Below are 19,358 nucleotides of genomic sequence, written 5' to 3' on the forward strand. Positions count from 1 at the left end.
CGAAGGAGACTTACGTGGCCATCCGCGTCCTACTGGTCGACGACCAGCCGCTGCTGCGCACAGGCTTCCGGATGATTCTGGAGGCGGAGCAGGACATCGCTGTCGTCGGCGAGGCCGGAGACGGCCTCCAGGCACTCGACCAGGTGCGGGCGCTCCAGCCCGATGTGGTGCTGATGGACATCCGCATGCCGCGGATGGACGGTGTGGAGTCGACCCGGCAGATCACCGGGCCCGATCGGGACGGCCCGGCGAAGGTGCTGGTCCTGACCACTTTCGACCTCGACGAGTACGTGGTGGAGGCGCTGAAGGCGGGCGCCAGCGGCTTCCTGCTCAAGGACGCCCCGGCCAACGAGTTGGTGCAGGCGATCCGCGTGGTGGCGAACGGCGAGGCGATGCTCGCGCCGAGCATCACCCGGCGGCTGCTCGACAAGTACGCCACGCATCTGCCGTCCGGCGACGAGCCGGTGCCGGACACCCTGCACACGCTGACGGACCGTGAGGTCGAGGTGCTCAAGCTGGTGGCCCGCGGGCTGTCCAACGCGGAGATCGCCGCCGACCTCTTCGTCAGCGAGACCACGGTCAAGACGCACGTGGGCCATGTGCTGACCAAGCTGGGCCTGCGGGACCGGGTACAGGCCGCGGTGTACGCGTACGAGAGCGGCCTGGTACGTCCCGGCGCGCAGTAGGCTGCTCGCCGCGGTGCCCGGCCGGCGCGCCGACGAACCCCGAAGGGCGCCCTCTTCCGATGGAGAAGAGGGCGCCCTTCGGGCTTGACCGGTGCGGGTGTCAGTCGCTCACGCCCCGGCCCAGCTCCCACAGCTGGATCGAGGAGGAAGAGTTGAGGAGGTAGGCCGTGCCCGTGACGTCGTCGCGGGTGGCGACGTACTGCTTGCCCTGCCACAGCGGGATCAGCGGCACGTCCTCGGCGGTGATGTCCTGGATGTCCGTGAGGATGTCCACCGCGGAGAGCCGGTCGGCCTCGGCGCGGGACTTGGGGATCAGGTCGTCGATGATCTTCGGGTTCGCGTACGGCGAGTTGAGGGTGTTCTTCTTGTCGAGGAACGGCGCGGTGAAGCTGTCTGCGTCCGGGAAGTCGGGGAACCAGCCCATGCCGTAGACGTCGTACTCGCCCTTGCGCTCGGCCAGGTTGAACGTCTTCCAGGGCGTGCCCTTGATGTCCACGTCGAACAGACCGCTGTCGTTCAGCTGCTTCTGGAGCTGCTCGAACTCCGGCTTGGTCGCGGAACCGTAGTGGTCCGTCGTGTAGTGCATCGTCAGCTTGATCGGCGTGGTGATGTCCGCGTCCTCCAGCATCTCCTTCGCCTTGTCGACGCTGGGGTCGCCGTACTTGTTGAAGAACGAGTTGGAGTGGCCGGTGATGCCGGCCGGAACCATCGAGTACAGCGGCTTGGCCTGCGAGCCGTACACGGCGGCGACGAGCTTGTCGCGGTTGATGAGCTGGGCCATCGCCTTGCGGACGGCCTTGTCCTTCACCGTCGGGGCGTCCGTCTTGAAGCCCAGGTAGCGGATCTCGAGGCCGGACACCTCGACCAGGTCGACTTCGCTGTCCGTGGCCTTGGAGAGCTGCTGGATCTGATCCGGAGTCATCGCGCGGGTCATCACGTCGATGTCGCCCTTTTCGATGGCTTTGCCCATCGCGTCGGCGTCGTCGAACGACACGATCTCGACCTTGTCGTTGTTCACCGTCAGACTCCCCTTGTAATTGGGGTTCTTGGTGAACACGGCCTTGGTCATCTCGTCGCCGTCGACCTCGGCCTTCATCGTGTACGGGCCGGAGCCGGACACCTCGAAGCCCTCGCGCACCTTGTCCTTGGCGTAGTCGTCCGGGTTGACGATGCCGGCGACCGGCGTCGTCAGCTTGAACGGGAAGGTGGCGTCCGCCGTGTTGAGGTGGAAGATGACCTCCCGGTCGCCCTTCGTCTCGATGGTGTCCACGGTGGAGAGCAGCGAGGCCACCTGTGTGTCGGCGTTGATTTTCACGGCCCGCTCGAAGGAGTACTTCACATCCTCCGCGGTGACGGGGTCGCCGTTGGCGAACTCCAGGCCGTCCCGCAGGGTGCAGGCGTAGCGCTCACTCCCGGTGTCGGTGAATCCGCACTTCTCGGCGGCCTCGGGCACGGGTTCACCGTCGCCGCGTGGCTGCACCATCAGGGTCTGCGAGGTCTGGCGCAGGATGTTCCAGGCGCCGACGTCGTAGGCGTACGCCGGGTCGAGGGGCGCGGGCGCCTCTTCCGTGGTGAACCGGTCCGTGGTGCCGACGACGATCGCGTCCCCGTCGCCGCTGCCGCTGTCGGACCCGCCGCAGGCGGCGAGCACCGGCGCGAGCAGGCCGACGACTGCCGGCAGCACCAAAGTCTTGCGGTTCATGCTCGAGTTTCTCCAGAGCTGTCGGTCCGTGTATCCGGCATGCAGGGGTGTCGCGGCGGATCACGGGGGTAGTGGCCGATGTTCTTGCGACGAGATTAGTCCGCGCCCGCACGGGCGCTCGCAGCCACCGGAGTTGAGTGCTCATCACGGAGCGAAACCGGGTGTGGACACACCGAAAACCCGACAGTGGAAGGATTAGTGCAGGGTCTCTCCAATCAGGACACAAGGACCCCTCGACAACGTTCGCCAAGCGGCGAGCAGCACACCTGTTCACCGCTGTCGACCCCTGGAAACGTGGGGAACATCACAGTTGGACTTCAGCCGCCCGTACCGGAATTCAGCCAGCCCGAGGCGGTGGAAATATCCCGTGGACACCCGTCGTGAGGCCTTGGGTGGCCCTTCTCGCAATTGCCGTCCCAACGCCGCCGCACGCTCGGTGAACGCCTAGCGCATTTGTGTCATCAGACCGCGCAGAAATGTCAGGTCGACCTCTTCGAGGGAGGCCACCACCGTGCGCCGGGCGGCCGCGGTGATGGGGGCGACCGAGGGCACCGCCACGACATGGCAGCCGGCGGACTCCGCGGCGGCCACCCCGGTCGCGGTGTCCTCGACGACGGCGCACCGGCCGGGATCCACTCCGAGTCCGGCCGCTGCGGCCAGGTACGGGTCGGGGTGGGGCTTGGTGCGGGGCACCTCGTCGCCGGCGACGGTGAGGGCGAAGTGCTGGGGGCCGAGCGAGGTGATCACGCGGTCGATGATGCGCCGGTGCGAGGCGGAGACCAGGGCCGTGGGGATCTCGTGTGCGGACAGCTCCGCGAGCAGCCGGGCGGCTCCCGGCATGAGCGGCAGGTCACGGCCGATGCGCTGCTCGAAGCCGTCGTTGAGCAGCACGCTGAGTTCGGCGAGCGTGATGTCGGCGCCGGTGGCCTCGATCAGGAAGCCCGCGCTGCGGGTCATGGGGCCGCCGACCACCACGTGGCGCCAGGAGTCGTCGAGGGTGCGGCCGAGGGAGGCGAAGACCTCCACCTCGACGTCCCACCAGAAGCCCTCCGTGTCCACCAGGGTGCCGTCCATGTCGAGGAGCACGGCCTGGAGGGCGGAGCCTTCGGCCGTACGGGTTCCGAGCGCGGGGACCGTACTGGTCATCCACGTACCTCCTTGAGGGACGATCAGGCCGGTTCCCACGAAGGGAACCGGCCTGCAGTGGACCGACAAGTCTACGTCGTGAGGGACGCGAACGCCTGGTGTGGCCAGTGGAGCGGGTACGCAGGGCCTAGCGGGCGTTGAAGTACTTCGCCTCCGGGTGGTGGATGACGATGGCGTCGGTGGACTGTTCGGGGTGGAGCTGGAACTCCTCCGACAGGTGGACGCCGATGCGCTCCGGCTCGAGCAGGGCGGCGATCTTCGCGCGGTCCTCCAGGTCGGGGCAGGCGCCGTAGCCGAGGGAGAAGCGGGCGCCCCGGTACTTCAGGGCGAACATGTCCTCCATCTGGGCCGGGTCCTCCCCCGCGAACCCGAGTTCGGAGCGCACGCGCGCGTGCCAGTACTCGGCGAGGGCCTCGGCCAGCTGCACGGACAGGCCGTGCAGTTCGAGGTAGTCCCGGTAGGCGTTGGCCTCGAACATCCGGGCCGTCTCCTCGCCGATCCGGGAGCCGACGGTGACGACCTGGAAGCCGACGACGTCGATCTCGCCGGACTCCTCCGGGCGGAAGAAGTCGGCCAGGCACAGGCGCCGGCCGCGTCGCTGGCGGGGGAAGGTGAACCGGGTGCGCTCGTTGCCGTCGTCGTCGAGGACGATCAGGTCGTCGTCCTTGGAGACGCAGGGGAAGTAGCCGTAGACCACGGCCGCCTCCAGCAGGTTGTCCGTCTGGAGCCGGTCGAGCAGGCCGCGCAGCCGCGGCCGGCCCTCGGACTCGACCAGTTCCTCGTAGGACGGCCCGTCGCCGGTGCGGGCCTGCTTGAGGCCCCACTGGCCCTTGAAGAGGGCGCCCTCGTCCAGCCAGGACGCGTACTCCTTGAGCTGGATGCCCTTGACGACGCGGGTGCCCCTGAAGGGCGGCTCGGGGAGGGGGTTGTCGGTGGCGACGTCGGAGCGGACGTGCCCCTCCTCGGGCCGCTCGTCGATCTCGACGGTGGCGGCCCGCACCCGGCGCTGCTTCAGCTCGGGCAGCTTCGCGCCGGGCACGCCCCGCTTGATGCCGATCAGGGCGTCCATGAGGCGCAGGCCCTCGAAGGCGTCGCGGGCGTAGCGGACCTCGCCGTCGTAGATCTCGTGCAGGTCCTGCTCGACGTAGGCCCTGGTGAGGGCCGCGCCGCCGAGGATGACGGGGTAGTCGGCGGCCAGCTTGCGCTGGTTGAGCTCCTCCAGGTTCTCCTTCATGATCAGGGTGGACTTGACCAGGAGGCCGGACATGCCGATGACGTCGGCCCGGTGCTCGTCGGCGGCCTCCAGGATCGCGGAGACCGGCTGCTTGATGCCGAGGTTGACGACGTTGTAGCCGTTGTTGGACAGGATGATGTCGACGAGGTTCTTGCCGATGTCGTGGACGTCGCCGCGGACGGTGGCGAGCACGATGGTGCCCTTGCCGTCGTCGTCGGTCTTCTCCATGTGCGGTTCCAGGTGGGCCACCGCGGTCTTCATGACCTCGGCGGACTGGAGCACGAACGGCAGCTGCATCTGGCCGGAGCCGAACAGTTCGCCGACGACCTTCATGCCGTCGAGCAGGGTCTCGTTGACGATGTCGAGGGCCGGTCGCTCCTGGAGGGCCTCGTCCAGGTCCTGCTCGAGGCCGTTCTTCTCGCCGTCGATGATGCGGCGCTTGAGCCGCTCGTCCAGGGGCAGGGCGGCCAGTTCCTCGGTCTTGGACGCCCGCAGCGACTTGGCGGTGGCGCCCTCGAAGAGGGCCATCAGCTTCTGCAGCGGGTCGTAGCCCTCACGGCGGCGGTCGTAGATCAGGTCGAGGGCGGTGGTGACCTGCTCGTCGTCGAAGCGGGCGATCGGCAGGATCTTGCTCGCGTGCACGATCGCCGAGTCCAGGCCGGCCTTGACGCACTCGTCCAGGAAGACGGAGTTCAGCAGGATGCGGGCGGCCGGGTTGAGGCCGAAGGAGATGTTCGACAGGCCCAGGGTGGTCTGCACGTCCGGGTGCCGCTTCTTCAGCTCGCGGATGCCCTCGATGGTGGCCACGCCGTCCCCGCGGGACTCCTCCTGGCCGGTGCAGATGGTGAAGGTCAGACAGTCGACGAGGATGTCCGACTCGTGGATGCCCCAGTTGCCGGTGAGGTCGTCGATCAGCCGTTCGGCGATCTCGACCTTCTTCTCGGCGGTGCGGGCCTGGCCCACCTCGTCGATGGTCAGCGCGATCAGCGCGGCGCCGTGCTCCCGCGCCAGCTTCGTGACGCGGGCGAACCGGGACTCGGGGCCGGCGCCGTCCTCGTAGTTCACCGAGTTGATCACGGCGCGGCCGCCGAGCTTCTCCAGGCCGGCCCGGATGACGTCGACCTCGGTGGAGTCCAGCACGATCGGCAGCGTCGAGGCGGTGGCGAAGCGTCCGGCCAGTTCCTCCATGTCGGCGACGCCGTCCCGGCCGACGTAGTCCACGCACAGGTCGAGCATGTGCGCGCCCTCGCGGATCTGGTCGCGGGCCATCTCCACGCAGTCGTCCCAGCGGGCGTCCAGCATGGCCTCGCGGAACTTCTTCGAGCCGTTGGCGTTGGTCCGCTCGCCGATGGCCAGGTAGGAGGTGTCCTGGCGGAAGGGCACGGTCTGGTACAGCGAGGCGGCGCCGGGCTCGGGCTGCGGCTGCCGCTCGGTGGGGGCGGTGCCCCGGACCCGCTCGACGACCTGGCGCAGGTGCTCGGGGGTGGTGCCGCAGCAGCCGCCGATCAGGGACAGGCCGTACTCGCGGACGAAGGTCTCCTGCGCGTCGGCCAGCTCGGGTGCGGTCAGCGGGTAGTGGGCGCCGTCCTTGCCGAGGACGGGCAGACCGGCGTTGGGCATGCAGGACAGCGGGACGCGGGAGTGGCGGGCGAGGTAGCGCAGGTGCTCGCTCATCTCGGCCGGGCCGGTGGCGCAGTTCAGGCCGATCATGTCGATGCCGAGCGGTTCCAGCGCGGTGAGCGCGGCGCCGATCTCCGAGCCCAGCAGCATGGTGCCGGTGGTCTCGACGGTGACGGAGACGACGACCGGCAGGTCCAGGCCCAGTGCCTCCAGGGCGCGCCGGGCGCCGAGCACGGAGGCCTTGGTCTGGAGCAGGTCCTGCGTGGTCTCCACCAGCAGCGCGTCGGCGCCGCCCGCGACCAGGCCCTCGGCGTTGCGCTGGTAGGCGTCGCGCAGGATGGTGTACGGGGCGTGACCGAGCGTGGGGAGTTTGGTGCCGGGGCCCATGGAGCCCAGCACCCAGCGCTGCCGGCCGTCCCGGGCGCCGAACTCGTCGGCGACCTCGCGGGCGACGCGTGCGCCGGCCTCGGACAGCTCGTGGACGCGCTCGGGGATGTCGTACTCGCCGAGGGCGGAGTGGTTGGCGCCGAAGGTGTTGGTCTCGACGCAGTCGACGCCGGCCGCGAAGTACTCCTCGTGCACCGAGCGGACGATGTCGGGGCGGGTCAGGTTCAGGACCTCGTTGCACCCCTCCAGCTGCTGGAAGTCCTCCAGCGTGGGGTTCTGCGCCTGGAGCATGGTGCCCATCGCGCCGTCGGCGACCACCACGCGGGTGGCGAGGGCCTCTCGGAGGGCGGACACACGGGTCCGGGTGTCGGCGGGCGGGGTGGATGGCGACGAGGCCATGAAAGGGCTCCCTAGGATGCGACGGCTGTCGGCTTTGCCTCTGCCCGGCACCGTCCGCTGTGGACGCCCCGGGGAGAACGCACGCCGCCAGGGTAGCCGGGACCGGGGGCCGATGGTCGGGGCGTCCACGAGACGGACGAGTATGGCGGGGCGAATACCCGCCGAACGGAGGAGCCCTCCCCTCCACCCGTGAGGGTGGCGTGCCTCGTTCCCGGCCCGCCCGCGGAGGGTGGCCGCGGTCACCGGGACTTGGCCGAAGTGCAACAGTTGCCCGCCGACCATTGGCGGGAGGTCGCCATGGACCGGTAGTGTTCGGCATTGCCGAACGACGTCAGCGACGCCGAGGTCGGCAGTCGAAGGGGACGGAGGCAGTACGTCGATGGCACGGAACATCCAGTCGCTCGAGCGGGCGGCAGCGATGCTGCGCCTGCTGGCGGGCGGCGAGCGGCGGCTCGGCCTGTCGGACATCGCCTCGTCGCTGGGTCTGGCCAAAGGCACCGCGCACGGCATCCTGCGCACCCTCCAGCACGAGGGCTTCGTCGAGCAGGACGACGCCTCCGGGCGCTACCAGCTGGGTGCGGAGCTGCTGCGTCTGGGCACGACGTACCTCGACGTGCACGAGCTGCGGGCACGCGCGCTGGTGTGGACGGACGACCTGGCCCGCTCCAGCGGGGAGAGCGTCCACCTCGGCGTCCTGCACCAGCAGGGCGTCCTGATCGTGCACCACGTCTTCCGGCCCGACGACAGCCGGCAGGTCCTGGAGATCGGTGCCATGCAGCCGCTGCACTCCACGGCGCTGGGCAAGGTGCTGTCGGCGTACGACCCGGTCGCGCACAGCGAGGCCGTGGAGGCCGACCGCAAGGCGTACACGGACCGGACCGTCTGCGAGCCGGACCGGTTCGAGCACATCCTGGACATCACGCGCGCGCGTGGGTACGCGGCCGACGTCGAGGAGACCTGGGAGGGCGTCGCCTCCATCGCCGCCCCCATCCACGACCGCAGACGCATGCCGGTCGGCGCGGTCGGCATCACCGGGGCCGTGGAGCGGCTGTGCCGGGACGGCGAGCTGCGGCCCGAGCTGGTCGCGGCGGTACGGGACTGCGCCCGCGCGGTGTCGCGGGACCTGGGCGCCGGACGGTTCTAGGGCACGCGGGTACGAGCGGGGTAGCCGAGGGCCGGGACGCCGAGCGCGTTCCGGCCCTCGGCGTTCTCCCGGCCGGGACGACCCGCGCACCGAAGATCGATAGCCCACGACGATCAATAACGATCGTGCTTTCGATAACACAGCTCTTGACGCACGCGTGACGTCGAACGAGACTCGCGTCCATCGGTCGGCATTGTCGAACACCTACCGGCAATACGCGTTAGAGTGTGACAGTGCCAAGGGCCGCCATCGCTCTCATACCGAGGGCGCCGGAACACCCGGAGGGACCCGGGGGTTCGGCTTCCCCTGGACGAAGGACAAAGGAGTCGCGGGTGTCCAGCTCCGACATCTTCATCGGCGAGACCATCGGTACCGCCCTGCTCATCCTGCTCGGCGGCGGCGTGTGTGCCGCCGTCACACTCAAGGCCTCCAAGGCGCGCAACGCCGGCTGGGTCGCCATCGCCCTCGGGTGGGGCTTCGCCGTCATGACGGCCGCGTACATATCGGGCCCGCTCTCCGGTGCCCACCTCAACCCGGCCGTGACGGTCGGCATCGCGATCAAGGACGGCGACTGGAACAACGTCCCGACCTATTTCGCGGGCCAGATACTCGGCGCCATGATCGGCGCGGTCCTGGTCTGGATCGCCTACTACGGCCAGTTCCAGGCGCACCTCACCGACCGCGAGATCGTCGGCGGTCCTGGCGCACAGGACACGACGGCCAAGTCCGTGGAGGCGCAGGAGAAGGGCGCCGGCCCCGTCCTGGGCGTCTTCTCCACCGGCCCCGAGATCCGGCACACGGTCCAGAACCTCGCCACCGAGATCATCGGCACCTTCGTCCTGCTGCTCGCGATCCTCACCCAGGGGCTGAACGACGAGGGCAACGGCCTCGGCGCCCTGGGCGCTCTGATCACCGGGTTCGTGGTGGTGTCCATCGGTCTGTCGCTCGGCGGTCCGACGGGGTACGCGATCAACCCGGTCCGCGACCTCGGCCCGCGCATCGTGCACGCCCTGCTGCCCCTGCCCAACAAGGGCGGTTCCGACTGGTCCTACGCCTGGATCCCGGTCGTCGGTCCGCTGATCGGCGGTGCGATCGCCGGAGGTGTCTACAACCTCGCGTTCGCCTGACCGGGCCTGCGCCCGGGTCATGATCGAGCCGCAGAACACGAGCCGTACGCACCGGCCCACCACACCAAGGAATCCCAGGAGCACACAGTGACCGACGCCCACACCACCGGCATCGCCTCCCACGGCCACGGGCCGTTCATCGCCGCGATCGACCAGGGCACGACCTCCTCTCGCTGCATCGTCTTCGACCGCGACGGGCGCATCGTCTCCGTCGACCAGAAGGAGCACGAGCAGATCTTCCCCAAGCCGGGCTGGGTCGAACACGACGCCACCGAGATCTGGACCAACGTCCAGGAGGTCGTCGCCGGAGCCGTCGAGAAGGCCGGCATCACCCGCGACGACATCAAGGCCATCGGCATCACCAACCAGCGCGAGACCACGCTGGTCTGGGACAAGAACACCGGTGAGCCCGTCCACAACGCCATCGTCTGGCAGGACACGCGCACCGACGCCCTGTGCCGCGAGCTCGGCCGCAACGTCGGCCAGGACCGCTTCCGCCGCGAGACCGGCCTTCCCCTCGCCTCCTACTTCGCCGGTCCCAAGGCCCGCTGGCTGCTCGACAACGTCGACGGTGTGCGCGAGCGCGCCGAGGCGGGCGACCTGCTCTTCGGCACCATGGACAGCTGGGTCATCTGGAACCTGACGGGCGGGGTGAACGGCGGCAAGCACGTCACCGACGTCACCAACGCCTCGCGCACCATGCTGATGAACCTGCACACCATGGCGTGGGACGAGAAGATCGCCGAGTCGATCGGCGTGCCGATGCAGATGCTCCCGGAGATCCGCTCCTCCGCCGAGGTGTACGGCGAGATCACGGGCGGCCGCCTCGGCGAGCTGCTCGGCGGCATCCCGGTCGCCTCCGCGCTCGGCGACCAGCAGGCGGCCCTGTTCGGCCAGACCTGCTTCTCCGAGGGCGAGACCAAGTCGACCTACGGCACCGGCACCTTCATGGTGATGAACACCGGTGACAAGCTGATCAACTCCTACTCGGGCCTGCTGACCACGGTCGGCTACAAGATCGGCGACCAGGACACGGTCTACGCCCTCGAGGGCTCGATCGCCGTCACCGGCTCGCTGGTGCAGTGGATGCGGGACCAGATGGGCCTGATCTCCACCGCCGCCGAGATCGAGACCCTCGCCCTGACGGTCGAGGACAACGGCGGCGCCTACTTCGTGCCGGCCTTCTCCGGCCTGTTCGCCCCGTACTGGCGCTCCGACGCCCGCGGTGTGATCGCCGGCCTGACCCGGTACGTCACCAAGGCGCACCTCGCGCGCGCCGTCCTGGAGGCCACCGCCTGGCAGACGCGGGAGATCGCGGACGCCATGACGAAGGACTCCGGCGTGGAGCTGACCGCCCTCAAGGTCGACGGCGGCATGACCTCCAACAACCTGCTGATGCAGACGCTCGCCGACTTCGTGGACGCCCCCGTGGTGCGCCCGATGGTCGCGGAGACCACCTGTCTCGGCGCCGCCTACGCCGCCGGCCTGGCCGTCGGCTTCTGGAACAGCACCGACGACCTGCGCGCCAACTGGCGGCGGGCCGCCGAGTGGACCCCCCGCATGGACGCGGACATCCGCGACCGTGAGTACAAGAGCTGGCTCAAGGCCGTCGAGCGGACCATGGGCTGGCTCGAGGACGAGGAGTAAGAACCACCATGACCACTCAGTCCACCCTGCAGTCCGTACCTGCCCTGGGTACGCACCCGGCCTCCGGCTCGAACCCGAGCCGGGCCGAGACCCGGGAGCAGCTCTCCAAGGCGTCGTACGACCTTCTCGTGATCGGCGGCGGCATCCTGGGCATCTCCACCGCCTGGCACGCCGCGCAGTCCGGCCTCAGGGTGGCCGTGGTCGACGCCGGCGACTTCGCCGGCGCCACCTCCTCCGCCTCCTCCAAGCTCCTCCACGGCGGGCTGCGCTACCTGCAGACCGGCGCGGTGAAGCTGGTGGCGGAGAACCACTTCGAGCGCCGTGCGGTCTCCCGCCAGGTGGCCCCCCACCTGGCGAACCCGCTCACCTTCTACCTCCCCGTGTACAAGGGCGGGCCGCACGGCGCGGCGAAGCTGGGGGCCGGTGTCTTCGCGTACTCGGCGCTCTCCGCCTTCGGCGACGGCGTCGGTCACCTGCTCTCCCCGGCCAAGGCCGCGCAGGACGTGCCGGAGCTGCGCACCGACAACCTCAAGGCCGTGGCCGTGTACGGCGACGACCAGATGAACGACGCCCGCATGGCCCTGATGACGGTGCGCGCGGCGGTCGACTCCGGTGCGGTCGTCCTCAACCACGCCGAGGTCACCGGCCTGCGCTTCACGAAGGGCCGGGTGACCGGTGCCGAACTGAAGGACCGGCTGAGCGGCGACGAGTTCGGGGTGAACGCCCGGCTGGTGCTCAACGCCACCGGTCCCTGGGTCGACCACCTGCGTCGCATGGAGAACCCGGACGCGGCTCCGTCCATCCGCCTGTCGAAGGGCGCGCACCTGGTGCTCAAGCGCACCGCGCCCTGGAAGGCGGCGCTGGCCACGCCGATCGACAAGTACCGGATCACCTTCGCCCTCCCCTGGGAGGACATGCTGCTGCTCGGCACGACCGACGAGGAGTTCGAGGGCGACCCCGCGGACGTCGCGGTGGGCGAGAAGGACATAGCGCAGATCCTCGACGAGGCCGCGTTCTCCATCCGCGACCAGCAGCTCGACCGGGACCTGATCACGTACTCCTTCGCGGGTCTGCGTGTGCTGCCGGGCGGCCCCGGTGACACCTCCAAGGCCAAGCGCGAGACGGTCGTCACCGAGGGCCGGGGCGGCATGCTCTCCGTCGCGGGCGGCAAGTGGACGACCTTCCGCCACATCGGCCGCACCGTCATGAAGAAGCTGGAGGCGCTGCCGGGCCACCCGCTGGGCGACGACTTCGAGCCGATCGCGTCGCTGCCGAAGAAGCTGCCGCTGCCCGGCGTCGCCAACCCGCGCGCGGTGGCCCACCGGCTGCTGGTGGACGGGCCGGCGCCCGGCCCGCGCATGGCGGCGGACACCGCCAGGCACCTGGCCACGCACTACGGCTCGCTGGCCTTCGACATCGCCCGGCTCGCGAACGAGAGCCCGGCACTGGCCCAGCGCGTCCACCCGGACGCCCCGGAGATCTGGGCGCAGGTCGTGTGGGCCAGGGACAACGAGTGGGCCGAGACGGCCGACGACGTGCTGCGCCGGCGTACGACGCTGACGATCCGCGGCCTGGCCACGGACGACGTCCGCGCGCAGGTCCAGGACGTGCTCGACAAGAAGTAGGCCCGGCCCGGCCCGGGCGGGCGGCGGCTCCACGCCGATGGAGCCGCCGCCCGCCGCGTGTGTTCGGTGTGGCGCGACCCGCATAATGTCGTGAGACATCGGATGTCTCGGCCGCGTCGTGAAGCACGGTCGCGTCGTGAAGCACGAGCGTTGTGAAGCACAGGGAGGTCGGCCGTGGCGGTCACCGACGAGGCGATCGAGAAGATCAAGGGCATGATCGTCTCCGGCGCGCTGCGGCCCGGCGACCGGCTGCCCAGGGAGAGCGAGCTCGCCGCCGGGCTCGGGCTCTCCCGCAACTCGCTGCGCGAGGCCGTGCGGGCCCTGTCGCTGATCCGGATCCTGGACGTGCGGCAGGGCGACGGCACGTACGTCACCAGTCTGGATCCGCAACTGCTCCTCGAGGCCATCGGCTTCGTCGTCGACTTCCACCGCGACGACACGGTGCTGGAGTTCCTGGCCGTGCGCCGCATCCTGGAGCCGGCGGCGACCGCGATGGCGGCCGCCCGGATCACCGACGCGGAACTGGACGCGCTGGAGACCGGGTTGGCGGTGCTCGGTGCCGAACCGTCGGTGGAGGAGCTGGTCGCGGGCGACCTGGAGTTCCACCGGGGCATCGTGGGGGCCGCGGGCAACTCGGTGCTCTGCTCGCTCCTGGACGGTCTGTCCGGTCCGACCACGCGGGCCCGGGTCTGGCGCGGGCTGACCCAGGAGGACGCGGTCGGCCGGACCCTGCGCGAGCACCGGGCGATCCTCGCCGCGCTGCGCGACCGGGACGCGGAGGCGGCGCGTTCCTGGGCGACGGTGCACATCGCGTCCGTGGAGCAGTGGCTGCGTTCCACCCTCTGATCCGGCCGCCGATCCGGCACCGGCGGCGGGTGTCCGGACGCCGGGGACGGGGCAGTGATCCGTGCATCCCCGTGCAAGGGGGCTGCGGGCGGCCCCTCGGCACGCCGTAAGGTTGGGGGGTACGCGAGGGCACGTCGGAAGGAGGCGCTGGGTGATCGAGCTCGAGGGGGTTCCCGAGCTGGTCGACCCGGTCATGGTGGCCGCGTTCGAGGGCTGGAACGATGCCGGTGACGCCGCCTCCACCGCGGTCGCGCATCTCGACAAGGAGTGGAAGGGCGAGGTGTTCGCGGCGCTGGACGCCGAGGACTACTACGACTTCCAGGTCAACCGTCCCACGGTGTTCATGGAGGACGGCGTCCGCAAGATCACCTGGCCGACGACCAGGCTGTCGGTGGTCCGGGTCGGCGGCGACAAACCGCGCGACCTCGTCCTCGTCCGTGGCATCGAACCGTCCATGCGCTGGCGCTCGTTCTGCAACGAGCTGCTCGGCTTCGCCCACGAGCTGGGGGTCGAGCTGGTGGTCGTCCTGGGCGCTCTGCTGGGCGACACTCCGCACACCCGTCCGGTCCCGATCAGCGGGACCACGTCGGACGCCGACCTGGCCCGGCGCATGGACCTGGAGGAGACCAAGTACGAGGGGCCCACGGGCATCGTCGGCATCCTCCAGGAGGCGTGCACGCACGCGGGCGTACCGGCCGTGTCCCTGTGGGCCGCGGTGCCGCACTACGTGTCGCAGCCGCCGAACCCGAAGGCCACGCTGGCCCTGCTGAACCGGCTGGAGGACCTGATCGGGGTGCGTGTCCCGCTGGGTGAGCTGCCCGAGGACGCGCGTGCCTGGCAGGTGGGGGTGGACCAGCTGGCCGCCGAGGACACCGAGGTCGCCGAGTACGTCCAGTCGCTGGAGGAGGCCCGGGACACCGCGGAGCTGCCGGAGGCCTCGGGAGAGGCGATCGCCCGCGAGTTCGAGCGGTATCTGCGGCGCCGGGACGGCTCCGGGCCGGGCGGACACGCCACGGCGGACGGCGGCGACGGGCCGTCCGGCACGCCGTTCCTGCGGGACAACCCGAGTGGCCGGACCCGCCCGCCGAGGCCGCCGAAGCCCAGCGGGGACGACGAGGAGTCGTCGGAGGACTGAACCAACGAGACAGGGGGCGCTTCCCGGCGGGAAGCGCCCCCTGTCTTCGTCTGCGCGCCCTCTTACAGCGCCACGCCCAGCAGCGCGTCCACCGTGCGGGAGACGACGCCCGGTGCGCCGATGTCCGTGCCGCCGCTCTCCTGCTGGCGTGCGGCCCAGCGGTCGACGGCGTCGAGTGCGGCCGGGGAGTCCAGGTCGTCGGCGAGGGCCTCGCGGATCTCCTCGACGAGCGCCTCGGCGGACGGGCCGTCGGGCCGGGAGACGGCGGCGCGCCAGCGCTCCAGCCGGGCGAGGGCGTCCTCAAGCACCTGGTCGGTCCACTCCCAGTCGGAGCGGTAGTGGTGGGCGAGCAGCGTGAGCCGGATGGCGGCCGGGTCGACACCCTCGCGGCGCAGCTGCGACACGAAGACCAGGTTGCCCTTGGACTTGGACATCTTCTCGCCGTCGAGACCGACCATGCCGGCGTGGACGTACGCCTTGGCCATGGGGAACTCGCCGGTGAGCGCCTGGGCGTGCGAGGCGCCCATCTCGTGGTGCGGGAAGGCGAGGTCGGAGCCGCCGCCCTGGACGTCGAAGCCCATGCCGAGGTGGTCGAGGGCGATGGCCACGCACTCGATGTGCCAGCCGGGGCGCCCGCGGCCGAGGGAGCCGCCGTCCCAGCTGGGTTCGCCCTCGCGGGCGGCCATCCACAGCATCGGGTCGAGGGGGTTCTTCTTGCCGGGCCTGTCGGGGTCGCCGCCCCGCTCGGCGGAGAGCAGCCGCATCGCCGTGGCGTCGAGGTGCGAGACGCCGCCGAAGTGGGGGTCCGCCTCGACGGAGAAGTAGGTGTCGCCCTCGAGTTCGTAGGCGGCGCCGGCGTCGCGCAGCCGCTCGACGAGCGGGACGATGCCGGGTATGGCCTCGACGGCGCCTATGTAGTGCCGCGGCGGCAGCATCCGCAGCGCCGTCATGTCCTCGCGGAAGAGGGCGGTCTCCTGCTCGGCCAGGGCGGTCCAGTCGACGCCGTCGCGCACGGCCCGCTCCAGGAGCGGGTCGTCGACGTCGGTGACGTTCTGGACGTAGTGGACCTGGCGCTTGGTGTCGAGCCACACGCGCTGCACGAGGTCGAACGCGTTGTAGGTCGCCGCGTGCCCCATATGGGTGGCGTCGTACGGCGTGATGCCGCAGACATAGATACGGGCGACGGGACCGGGGTCGAGGGAGACCGGGCCGCCGGTCGCGGTGTCGTGGATCCTCAGGTCGCGACCCTGACCAGGCAGGGCGGGGACCTCGGAAGCGGGCCAGGCATGCATGTCATGAGCCTAACCGGACGGATGTTCCGTACACGAACCGGACCGGGCCGGATGGCCGGTAAGGCGCTCTTGCGCGGAAGCGGCCCGCCGTGCTGATCGGAGGCGGGCCGGGCGGCGGGGCGGTTAGAGGGGCAGGGCGGTTAGAGGGGCGGCCAGGGAATGGCCGGCCACTCGCCGCTCGGTTCGGGGTGCTTCCCGGAGCTCAGCAGGGCGTCGACCCGCGCGCGCGTGGCGTCGAGTTCGGCGGGCGTGATGAGTGCGCCGAGCCGGACCGCCAGGGGCCCGCCGTCCTTCAGGGCCGTCCTGAGGGCGTCGAGGACCGCCAGGGCCTCCCCGGTGAGCGGGTCGCCCGCCCAGCCCCACAGGAGGGTGCGCAGCTTGTTCTCGGTGTTGAAGGTGACCCCGTGGTCGATGCCGTACAGGCGCTCCCCGTCCGCGGGCAGCAGGTGGCCGCCCTTGCGGTCGGCGTTGTTGATCACGGCGTCGAGGACGGCGAGCCGACGCAGCCGCTCGTCGTCGGCGTGCACGAGCAGGGCGGTGCGGCCCTCGCCCACCTCGGCGAGGGCGATCGCCTTCCAGCCGGCGCCCGGTTCCTCCTCGTCGACCAGGGCGAGCAGTTCCGTTTCCGGCACGGTCTCGATCCACAGCTGGACCATGCCCTCGCCGTACGGCCCGTCGCGCAGCACGGTGGGCGGGACCAGGCCCCAGCCGGTCGCCTCGGACACCTCGTAGGCGGCGACCTCGCGCTGGGCGAGGGTGCCGTCGGGGAAGTCCCACAGCGGCCGCTCCCCGGCGACCGGCTTGTAGACGCAGGCCGCCTCGCGCCCCTCGTGGGTCACCGTGCAGTACAGGGCCGCGTTGGACGCGTCACGGATGCGTCCGCGCACGCTCAGCTCGCCCAGTGCGAGCAACTCGGCCGCCGCCGCGTCGGTGGTCACGCTCCGCGGCGGTATCCGTTCTGGCGCGGACATACGTGTCCTTCCGGGTCGAGCGGGAGGCTGCACAGCGGGCACGGCGGCCGCCCGGCGTTGACGACGTCGAGGGCACGCTTGGCGAAGGCCCTGGCCTGCGCGCCGGTGAGGCGGACCCGCAGCATCGGGGGGCCGTTCTCCTCGTCCTGGAGGAGCTTCTCCTCGGCCTCCGCCAGGTCCTCCTCGGACTCGGCGTCCAGCTCGACGAGGGCCTGCGCCTCGACGATCATGCGCTGGTCCTCGCCGTCCCAGGCCAGCGCCATGGTGCCGACCCTGAACTCCTCCTCCACGGGGGTGTCCAGCGGCGCCGTGTCGGCGGGCCCGGTGGGTGCCGTGGCGGGGACGACGGTGCTGCCGCCGCTGCGCCGTACGACTTCGTCCAGAAGCTCGTCCATGCGCTCGGCGAGAGCGGCCACCTGGGTCTTCTCCAGGGCCACGCTGGTCACCCGGGAGCCTGCGGTGGCCTGGAGGAAGAACGTACGGCGCCCGGGAAGCCCGACCGTACCGGCCACAAAACGTTCCGGTTGGTCGTAGAGGAACACCTGACGGGACACGTCCTGTCTCCATGGAAGTCGGGGAAAGCGGAAGATCGGGATCGGGGGCACTGCCGCGACCGGTTCACCCTACTGCGGCGGACGATCACGGTGCGCCCGCACCACCCCCGACCGGCGCTTGGTCGGCGGGCGGCTCCTCCCGCGGGGCCAGGGACGCGAAGTCACCGGTGTCGCCGAGGCGGACGAGGAACGGGCGCAACCGGGTGTAACGGATCGCGGTGACGGAGCAGGGCTCGACGGAGACCCGCTGGAAGAGGTCGAGATGCAGGCCCAGTGCCTCGGCCACGAGGGACTTGATGATGTCGCCGTGGGAGCACATGAGGTAGACGGCGTCGGCCCCGTGGTCGCGCTCCACGCGCGCGTTCCACTCGCGTACCGCCTCGGCGGCGCGGGTCTGCATCGCGCGCATCGACTCGCCGCCGGGGAAGGCCGCGGCGGAGGGGTGCGCCTGCACCACCTCCATCAGGGGCTCGTCCTTGAGTTCGGCGAGCTTGCGGCCGGACCAGTCGCCGTAGTGGCACTCCCCGATCCGTTCGTCGGTGTGCGCCCGCAGCTCGGGCCGGGCGTCGAGCAGCGGCCGGAGGGTCTCCTGGCAGCGCTGCAGGGGGCTGGTGACGATCTCGGAGAGCGGTAGGCCGGCGAGCCGCCCGGGCAGCGCGGCGGCCTGTGCGGCGCCGCGCTCGTCGAGGGCGACGCCGGGCGTCCAGCCGGCGAGCAGCCCCTCGGTGTTGGCGGTGGAACGTCCGTGCCTAACCAGGATCAGCGTGGGCATGCGGCCAGGGTAGGCGTACGGCGCTGTGCGGGGGCGCCGAGGCGAGGGGAGAATGCGTTCGGTGATCGTCGACTGTGCCATCTACCGCGACGGGCACCGCACGGACGGGCCCGAGGACTTCTCCGACGCGCTCGACGAGGCGCGGGCGGCGGGCGGATTCGTCTGGATCGGGCTGCACGAGCCGGCCGAGGCCGAGTTCGAGCTGGTCAGCCAGGAGTTCGGGCTGCACCCGCTGGCGGTGGAGGACGCCCTCAAAGCGCACCAGCGGCCCAAGCTGGAGGTGTACGACGACTCGATCTTCGCCGTCCTCAAGCCGGTGGTGTACGAGCCGGACAGCGACGCCGTCTCCACCGGCGAACTCATGATCTTCCTCGGTGACGCGTTCGTGGTCGTCGTCCGGCACGGCGAGGGCTCACCGCTGAAGGCCGTACGACAGCGCCTGGAGCACGAGCCCGAACTGCTCGGCAAGGGTCCCACCGCCGTGCTGTACGCGATCGCGGACGCCACCGTCGACCACTACCTGGACGTGGCGGTCGAGCTCCAGACCGACCTGGAGGAGCTGGAGGCCGAGGTGTTCTCGCCGGACGGCGGCGGCACCCGGCACACCGCGTCCCGGATCTACACCTTCAAGCGGCAGGTGCTGGAGTTCCGCCGGGCGACCGGTCCACTGGCGCCGCCGCTGGCCCGGCTGGCCGGGACCGGGGGGTACGGCGGCGGAGTGCGGTTCGTGAACGACAGGGCGCGGCCGTTCTTCCGCGACGTGAGCGACCACCTCACACGCGTGAACGAGTCGGTGGAGGGCCTGGACCGGCTGGTCTCGGACATCCTGTCGGCGCATCTGGCGCAGACGAGCGTCCGGCAGAACGACGACATGCGGAAGATCTCCGCGTGGGCGGCCATGGCGGCCGTGCCCACGATGCTCGCGGGGATCTACGGCATGAACTTCGACCACATGCCGGAGCTGCACTGGCTGTGGGGCTACCCGGCGGTGATCGCGCTGATGGCCGTGCTGGAGGTGCTGCTGTTCCGGCAGTTCAAGCGCCGGGGCTGGCTGTAGGGGCCGGCGGCGGG

At 70.7% G+C, this 19,358-nt stretch carries 15 protein-coding genes; 8 read left to right on the forward strand and 7 right to left on the reverse strand.

Annotated elements, in window-relative coordinates:
- The first annotated feature begins 14 nt into the window (after positions 1–14).
- On the forward strand, positions 15–686 hold the full coding sequence (locus ACGH7X_RS08225) for a response regulator (RefSeq protein WP_399883093.1): 672 nt from the start codon (positions 15–17) through the stop codon (positions 684–686).
- A 100-nt stretch (positions 687–786) separates the two neighbouring features.
- On the opposite strand, the gene ACGH7X_RS08230 is transcribed toward ACGH7X_RS08225, so the two are convergent.
- From ACGH7X_RS08230 to metH, 3 genes are all read right to left on the reverse strand, one after another.
- Positions 787–2,388 carry an ABC transporter substrate-binding protein gene (locus ACGH7X_RS08230; RefSeq protein ID WP_399883095.1) on the reverse strand — a complete coding sequence of 534 codons (1,602 nt, stop codon included), beginning with the start codon at positions 2,386–2,388 and terminating at the stop codon, positions 787–789.
- Between the two features lie 444 nt (positions 2,389–2,832).
- A complete protein-coding gene (locus ACGH7X_RS08235; RefSeq protein WP_399883097.1) occupies positions 2,833–3,534 on the reverse strand; it encodes an HAD family hydrolase in 702 nt (233 codons plus the stop codon).
- Positions 3,535–3,661: 127 nt separating this feature from the next.
- The gene (gene metH, locus ACGH7X_RS08240) at positions 3,662–7,174 is read right to left on the reverse strand and encodes a methionine synthase (RefSeq protein ID WP_399883099.1); all 3,513 of its coding nucleotides are present in this window, start codon (positions 7,172–7,174) and stop codon (positions 3,662–3,664) included.
- Positions 7,175–7,553: 379 nt separating this feature from the next.
- On the opposite strand from metH, the gene ACGH7X_RS08245 reads away from it, so the two are divergent.
- The 6 genes from ACGH7X_RS08245 (at position 7,554) to parJ (ending at position 14,698) form a co-directional block, all read left to right on the forward strand.
- Positions 7,554–8,318: an IclR family transcriptional regulator gene (locus ACGH7X_RS08245; RefSeq protein WP_399883101.1), complete on the forward strand. Its 765-nt coding sequence runs from the start codon at positions 7,554–7,556 to the stop codon at positions 8,316–8,318.
- Between the two features lie 332 nt (positions 8,319–8,650).
- Positions 8,651–9,445 (forward strand): MIP/aquaporin family protein, encoded by a 795-nt coding sequence (locus ACGH7X_RS08250; RefSeq protein ID WP_399883103.1) that lies wholly within the window; start codon positions 8,651–8,653, stop codon positions 9,443–9,445.
- An 87-nt stretch (positions 9,446–9,532) separates the two neighbouring features.
- Positions 9,533–11,092 carry a glycerol kinase GlpK gene (glpK, locus tag ACGH7X_RS08255; protein ID WP_399883105.1) on the forward strand — a complete coding sequence of 520 codons (1,560 nt, stop codon included), beginning with the start codon at positions 9,533–9,535 and terminating at the stop codon, positions 11,090–11,092.
- Between the two features lie 8 nt (positions 11,093–11,100).
- Positions 11,101–12,717: an FAD-dependent oxidoreductase gene (locus tag ACGH7X_RS08260; RefSeq protein ID WP_399883107.1), complete on the forward strand. Its 1,617-nt coding sequence runs from the start codon at positions 11,101–11,103 to the stop codon at positions 12,715–12,717.
- Positions 12,718–12,891: 174 nt separating this feature from the next.
- Entirely contained in the window at positions 12,892–13,563 is a 672-nt protein-coding gene (locus ACGH7X_RS08265; protein WP_399883109.1) for a FadR/GntR family transcriptional regulator, read from the forward strand.
- A 151-nt stretch (positions 13,564–13,714) separates the two neighbouring features.
- Positions 13,715–14,698, forward strand: coding sequence for a filament polymerization regulator ParJ (gene parJ, locus ACGH7X_RS08270; protein ID WP_399883111.1), 984 nt, complete (start codon positions 13,715–13,717; stop codon positions 14,696–14,698).
- A 62-nt stretch (positions 14,699–14,760) separates the two neighbouring features.
- On the opposite strand, the gene mshC is transcribed toward parJ, so the two are convergent.
- The 4 genes from mshC to ACGH7X_RS08290 form a co-directional block, all read right to left on the reverse strand.
- Positions 14,761–15,990 (reverse strand): cysteine--1-D-myo-inosityl 2-amino-2-deoxy-alpha-D-glucopyranoside ligase, encoded by a 1,230-nt coding sequence (mshC, locus tag ACGH7X_RS08275; protein WP_399883113.1) that lies wholly within the window; start codon positions 15,988–15,990, stop codon positions 14,761–14,763.
- 140 nt (positions 15,991–16,130) lie between these two features.
- Positions 16,131–16,961, reverse strand: coding sequence for an SCO1664 family protein (locus ACGH7X_RS08280; protein WP_399883115.1), 831 nt, complete (start codon positions 16,959–16,961; stop codon positions 16,131–16,133).
- Complete coding sequence (locus ACGH7X_RS08285) at positions 16,925–17,515, reverse strand: DUF3090 domain-containing protein (protein ID WP_381585962.1); 591 nt, start codon at positions 17,513–17,515, stop codon at positions 16,925–16,927. The genes ACGH7X_RS08280 and ACGH7X_RS08285 overlap by 37 nt, the downstream gene beginning before the upstream one ends.
- A gap of 85 nt (positions 17,516–17,600) precedes the next feature.
- Positions 17,601–18,287, reverse strand: a complete 687-nt coding sequence (locus tag ACGH7X_RS08290; RefSeq protein WP_399883117.1) for a histidine phosphatase family protein — start codon at positions 18,285–18,287, stop codon at positions 17,601–17,603.
- Positions 18,288–18,348: 61 nt separating this feature from the next.
- Here ACGH7X_RS08290 and corA point away from each other — a divergent pair, with 61 nt between their 5' ends.
- Complete coding sequence (corA, locus tag ACGH7X_RS08295) at positions 18,349–19,344, forward strand: magnesium/cobalt transporter CorA (protein WP_399883119.1); 996 nt, start codon at positions 18,349–18,351, stop codon at positions 19,342–19,344.
- The last annotated feature ends 14 nt before the right edge of the window (positions 19,345–19,358 follow it).

It is taken from the genome of Streptomyces sp. BBFR51, from assembly GCF_044591655.1.
Taxonomy (GTDB): domain Bacteria; phylum Actinomycetota; class Actinomycetes; order Streptomycetales; family Streptomycetaceae; genus Streptomyces.

Excerpts from the sequence above, each read along its gene's own strand:
- metH (WP_399883099.1), bottom strand. The coding sequence starts at position 7,174 with ATGGCCTCGTCGCCATCCACCCCGCCCGCCGACACCCGGACCCGTGTG.
- ACGH7X_RS08245 (WP_399883101.1), top strand. The coding sequence starts at position 7,554 with ATGGCACGGAACATCCAGTCGCTCGAGCGGGCGGCAGCGATGCTGCGC.
- ACGH7X_RS08290 (WP_399883117.1), bottom strand. The coding sequence starts at position 18,287 with ATGCCCACGCTGATCCTGGTTAGGCACGGACGTTCCACCGCCAACACC.
- ACGH7X_RS08235 (WP_399883097.1), bottom strand. The coding sequence starts at position 3,534 with ATGACCAGTACGGTCCCCGCGCTCGGAACCCGTACGGCCGAAGGCTCC.
- mshC (WP_399883113.1), bottom strand. The coding sequence starts at position 15,990 with ATGCATGCCTGGCCCGCTTCCGAGGTCCCCGCCCTGCCTGGTCAGGGT.
- ACGH7X_RS08230 (WP_399883095.1), bottom strand. The coding sequence starts at position 2,388 with ATGAACCGCAAGACTTTGGTGCTGCCGGCAGTCGTCGGCCTGCTCGCG.
- ACGH7X_RS08260 (WP_399883107.1), top strand. The coding sequence starts at position 11,101 with ATGACCACTCAGTCCACCCTGCAGTCCGTACCTGCCCTGGGTACGCAC.
- ACGH7X_RS08280 (WP_399883115.1), bottom strand. The coding sequence starts at position 16,961 with ATGTCCGCGCCAGAACGGATACCGCCGCGGAGCGTGACCACCGACGCG.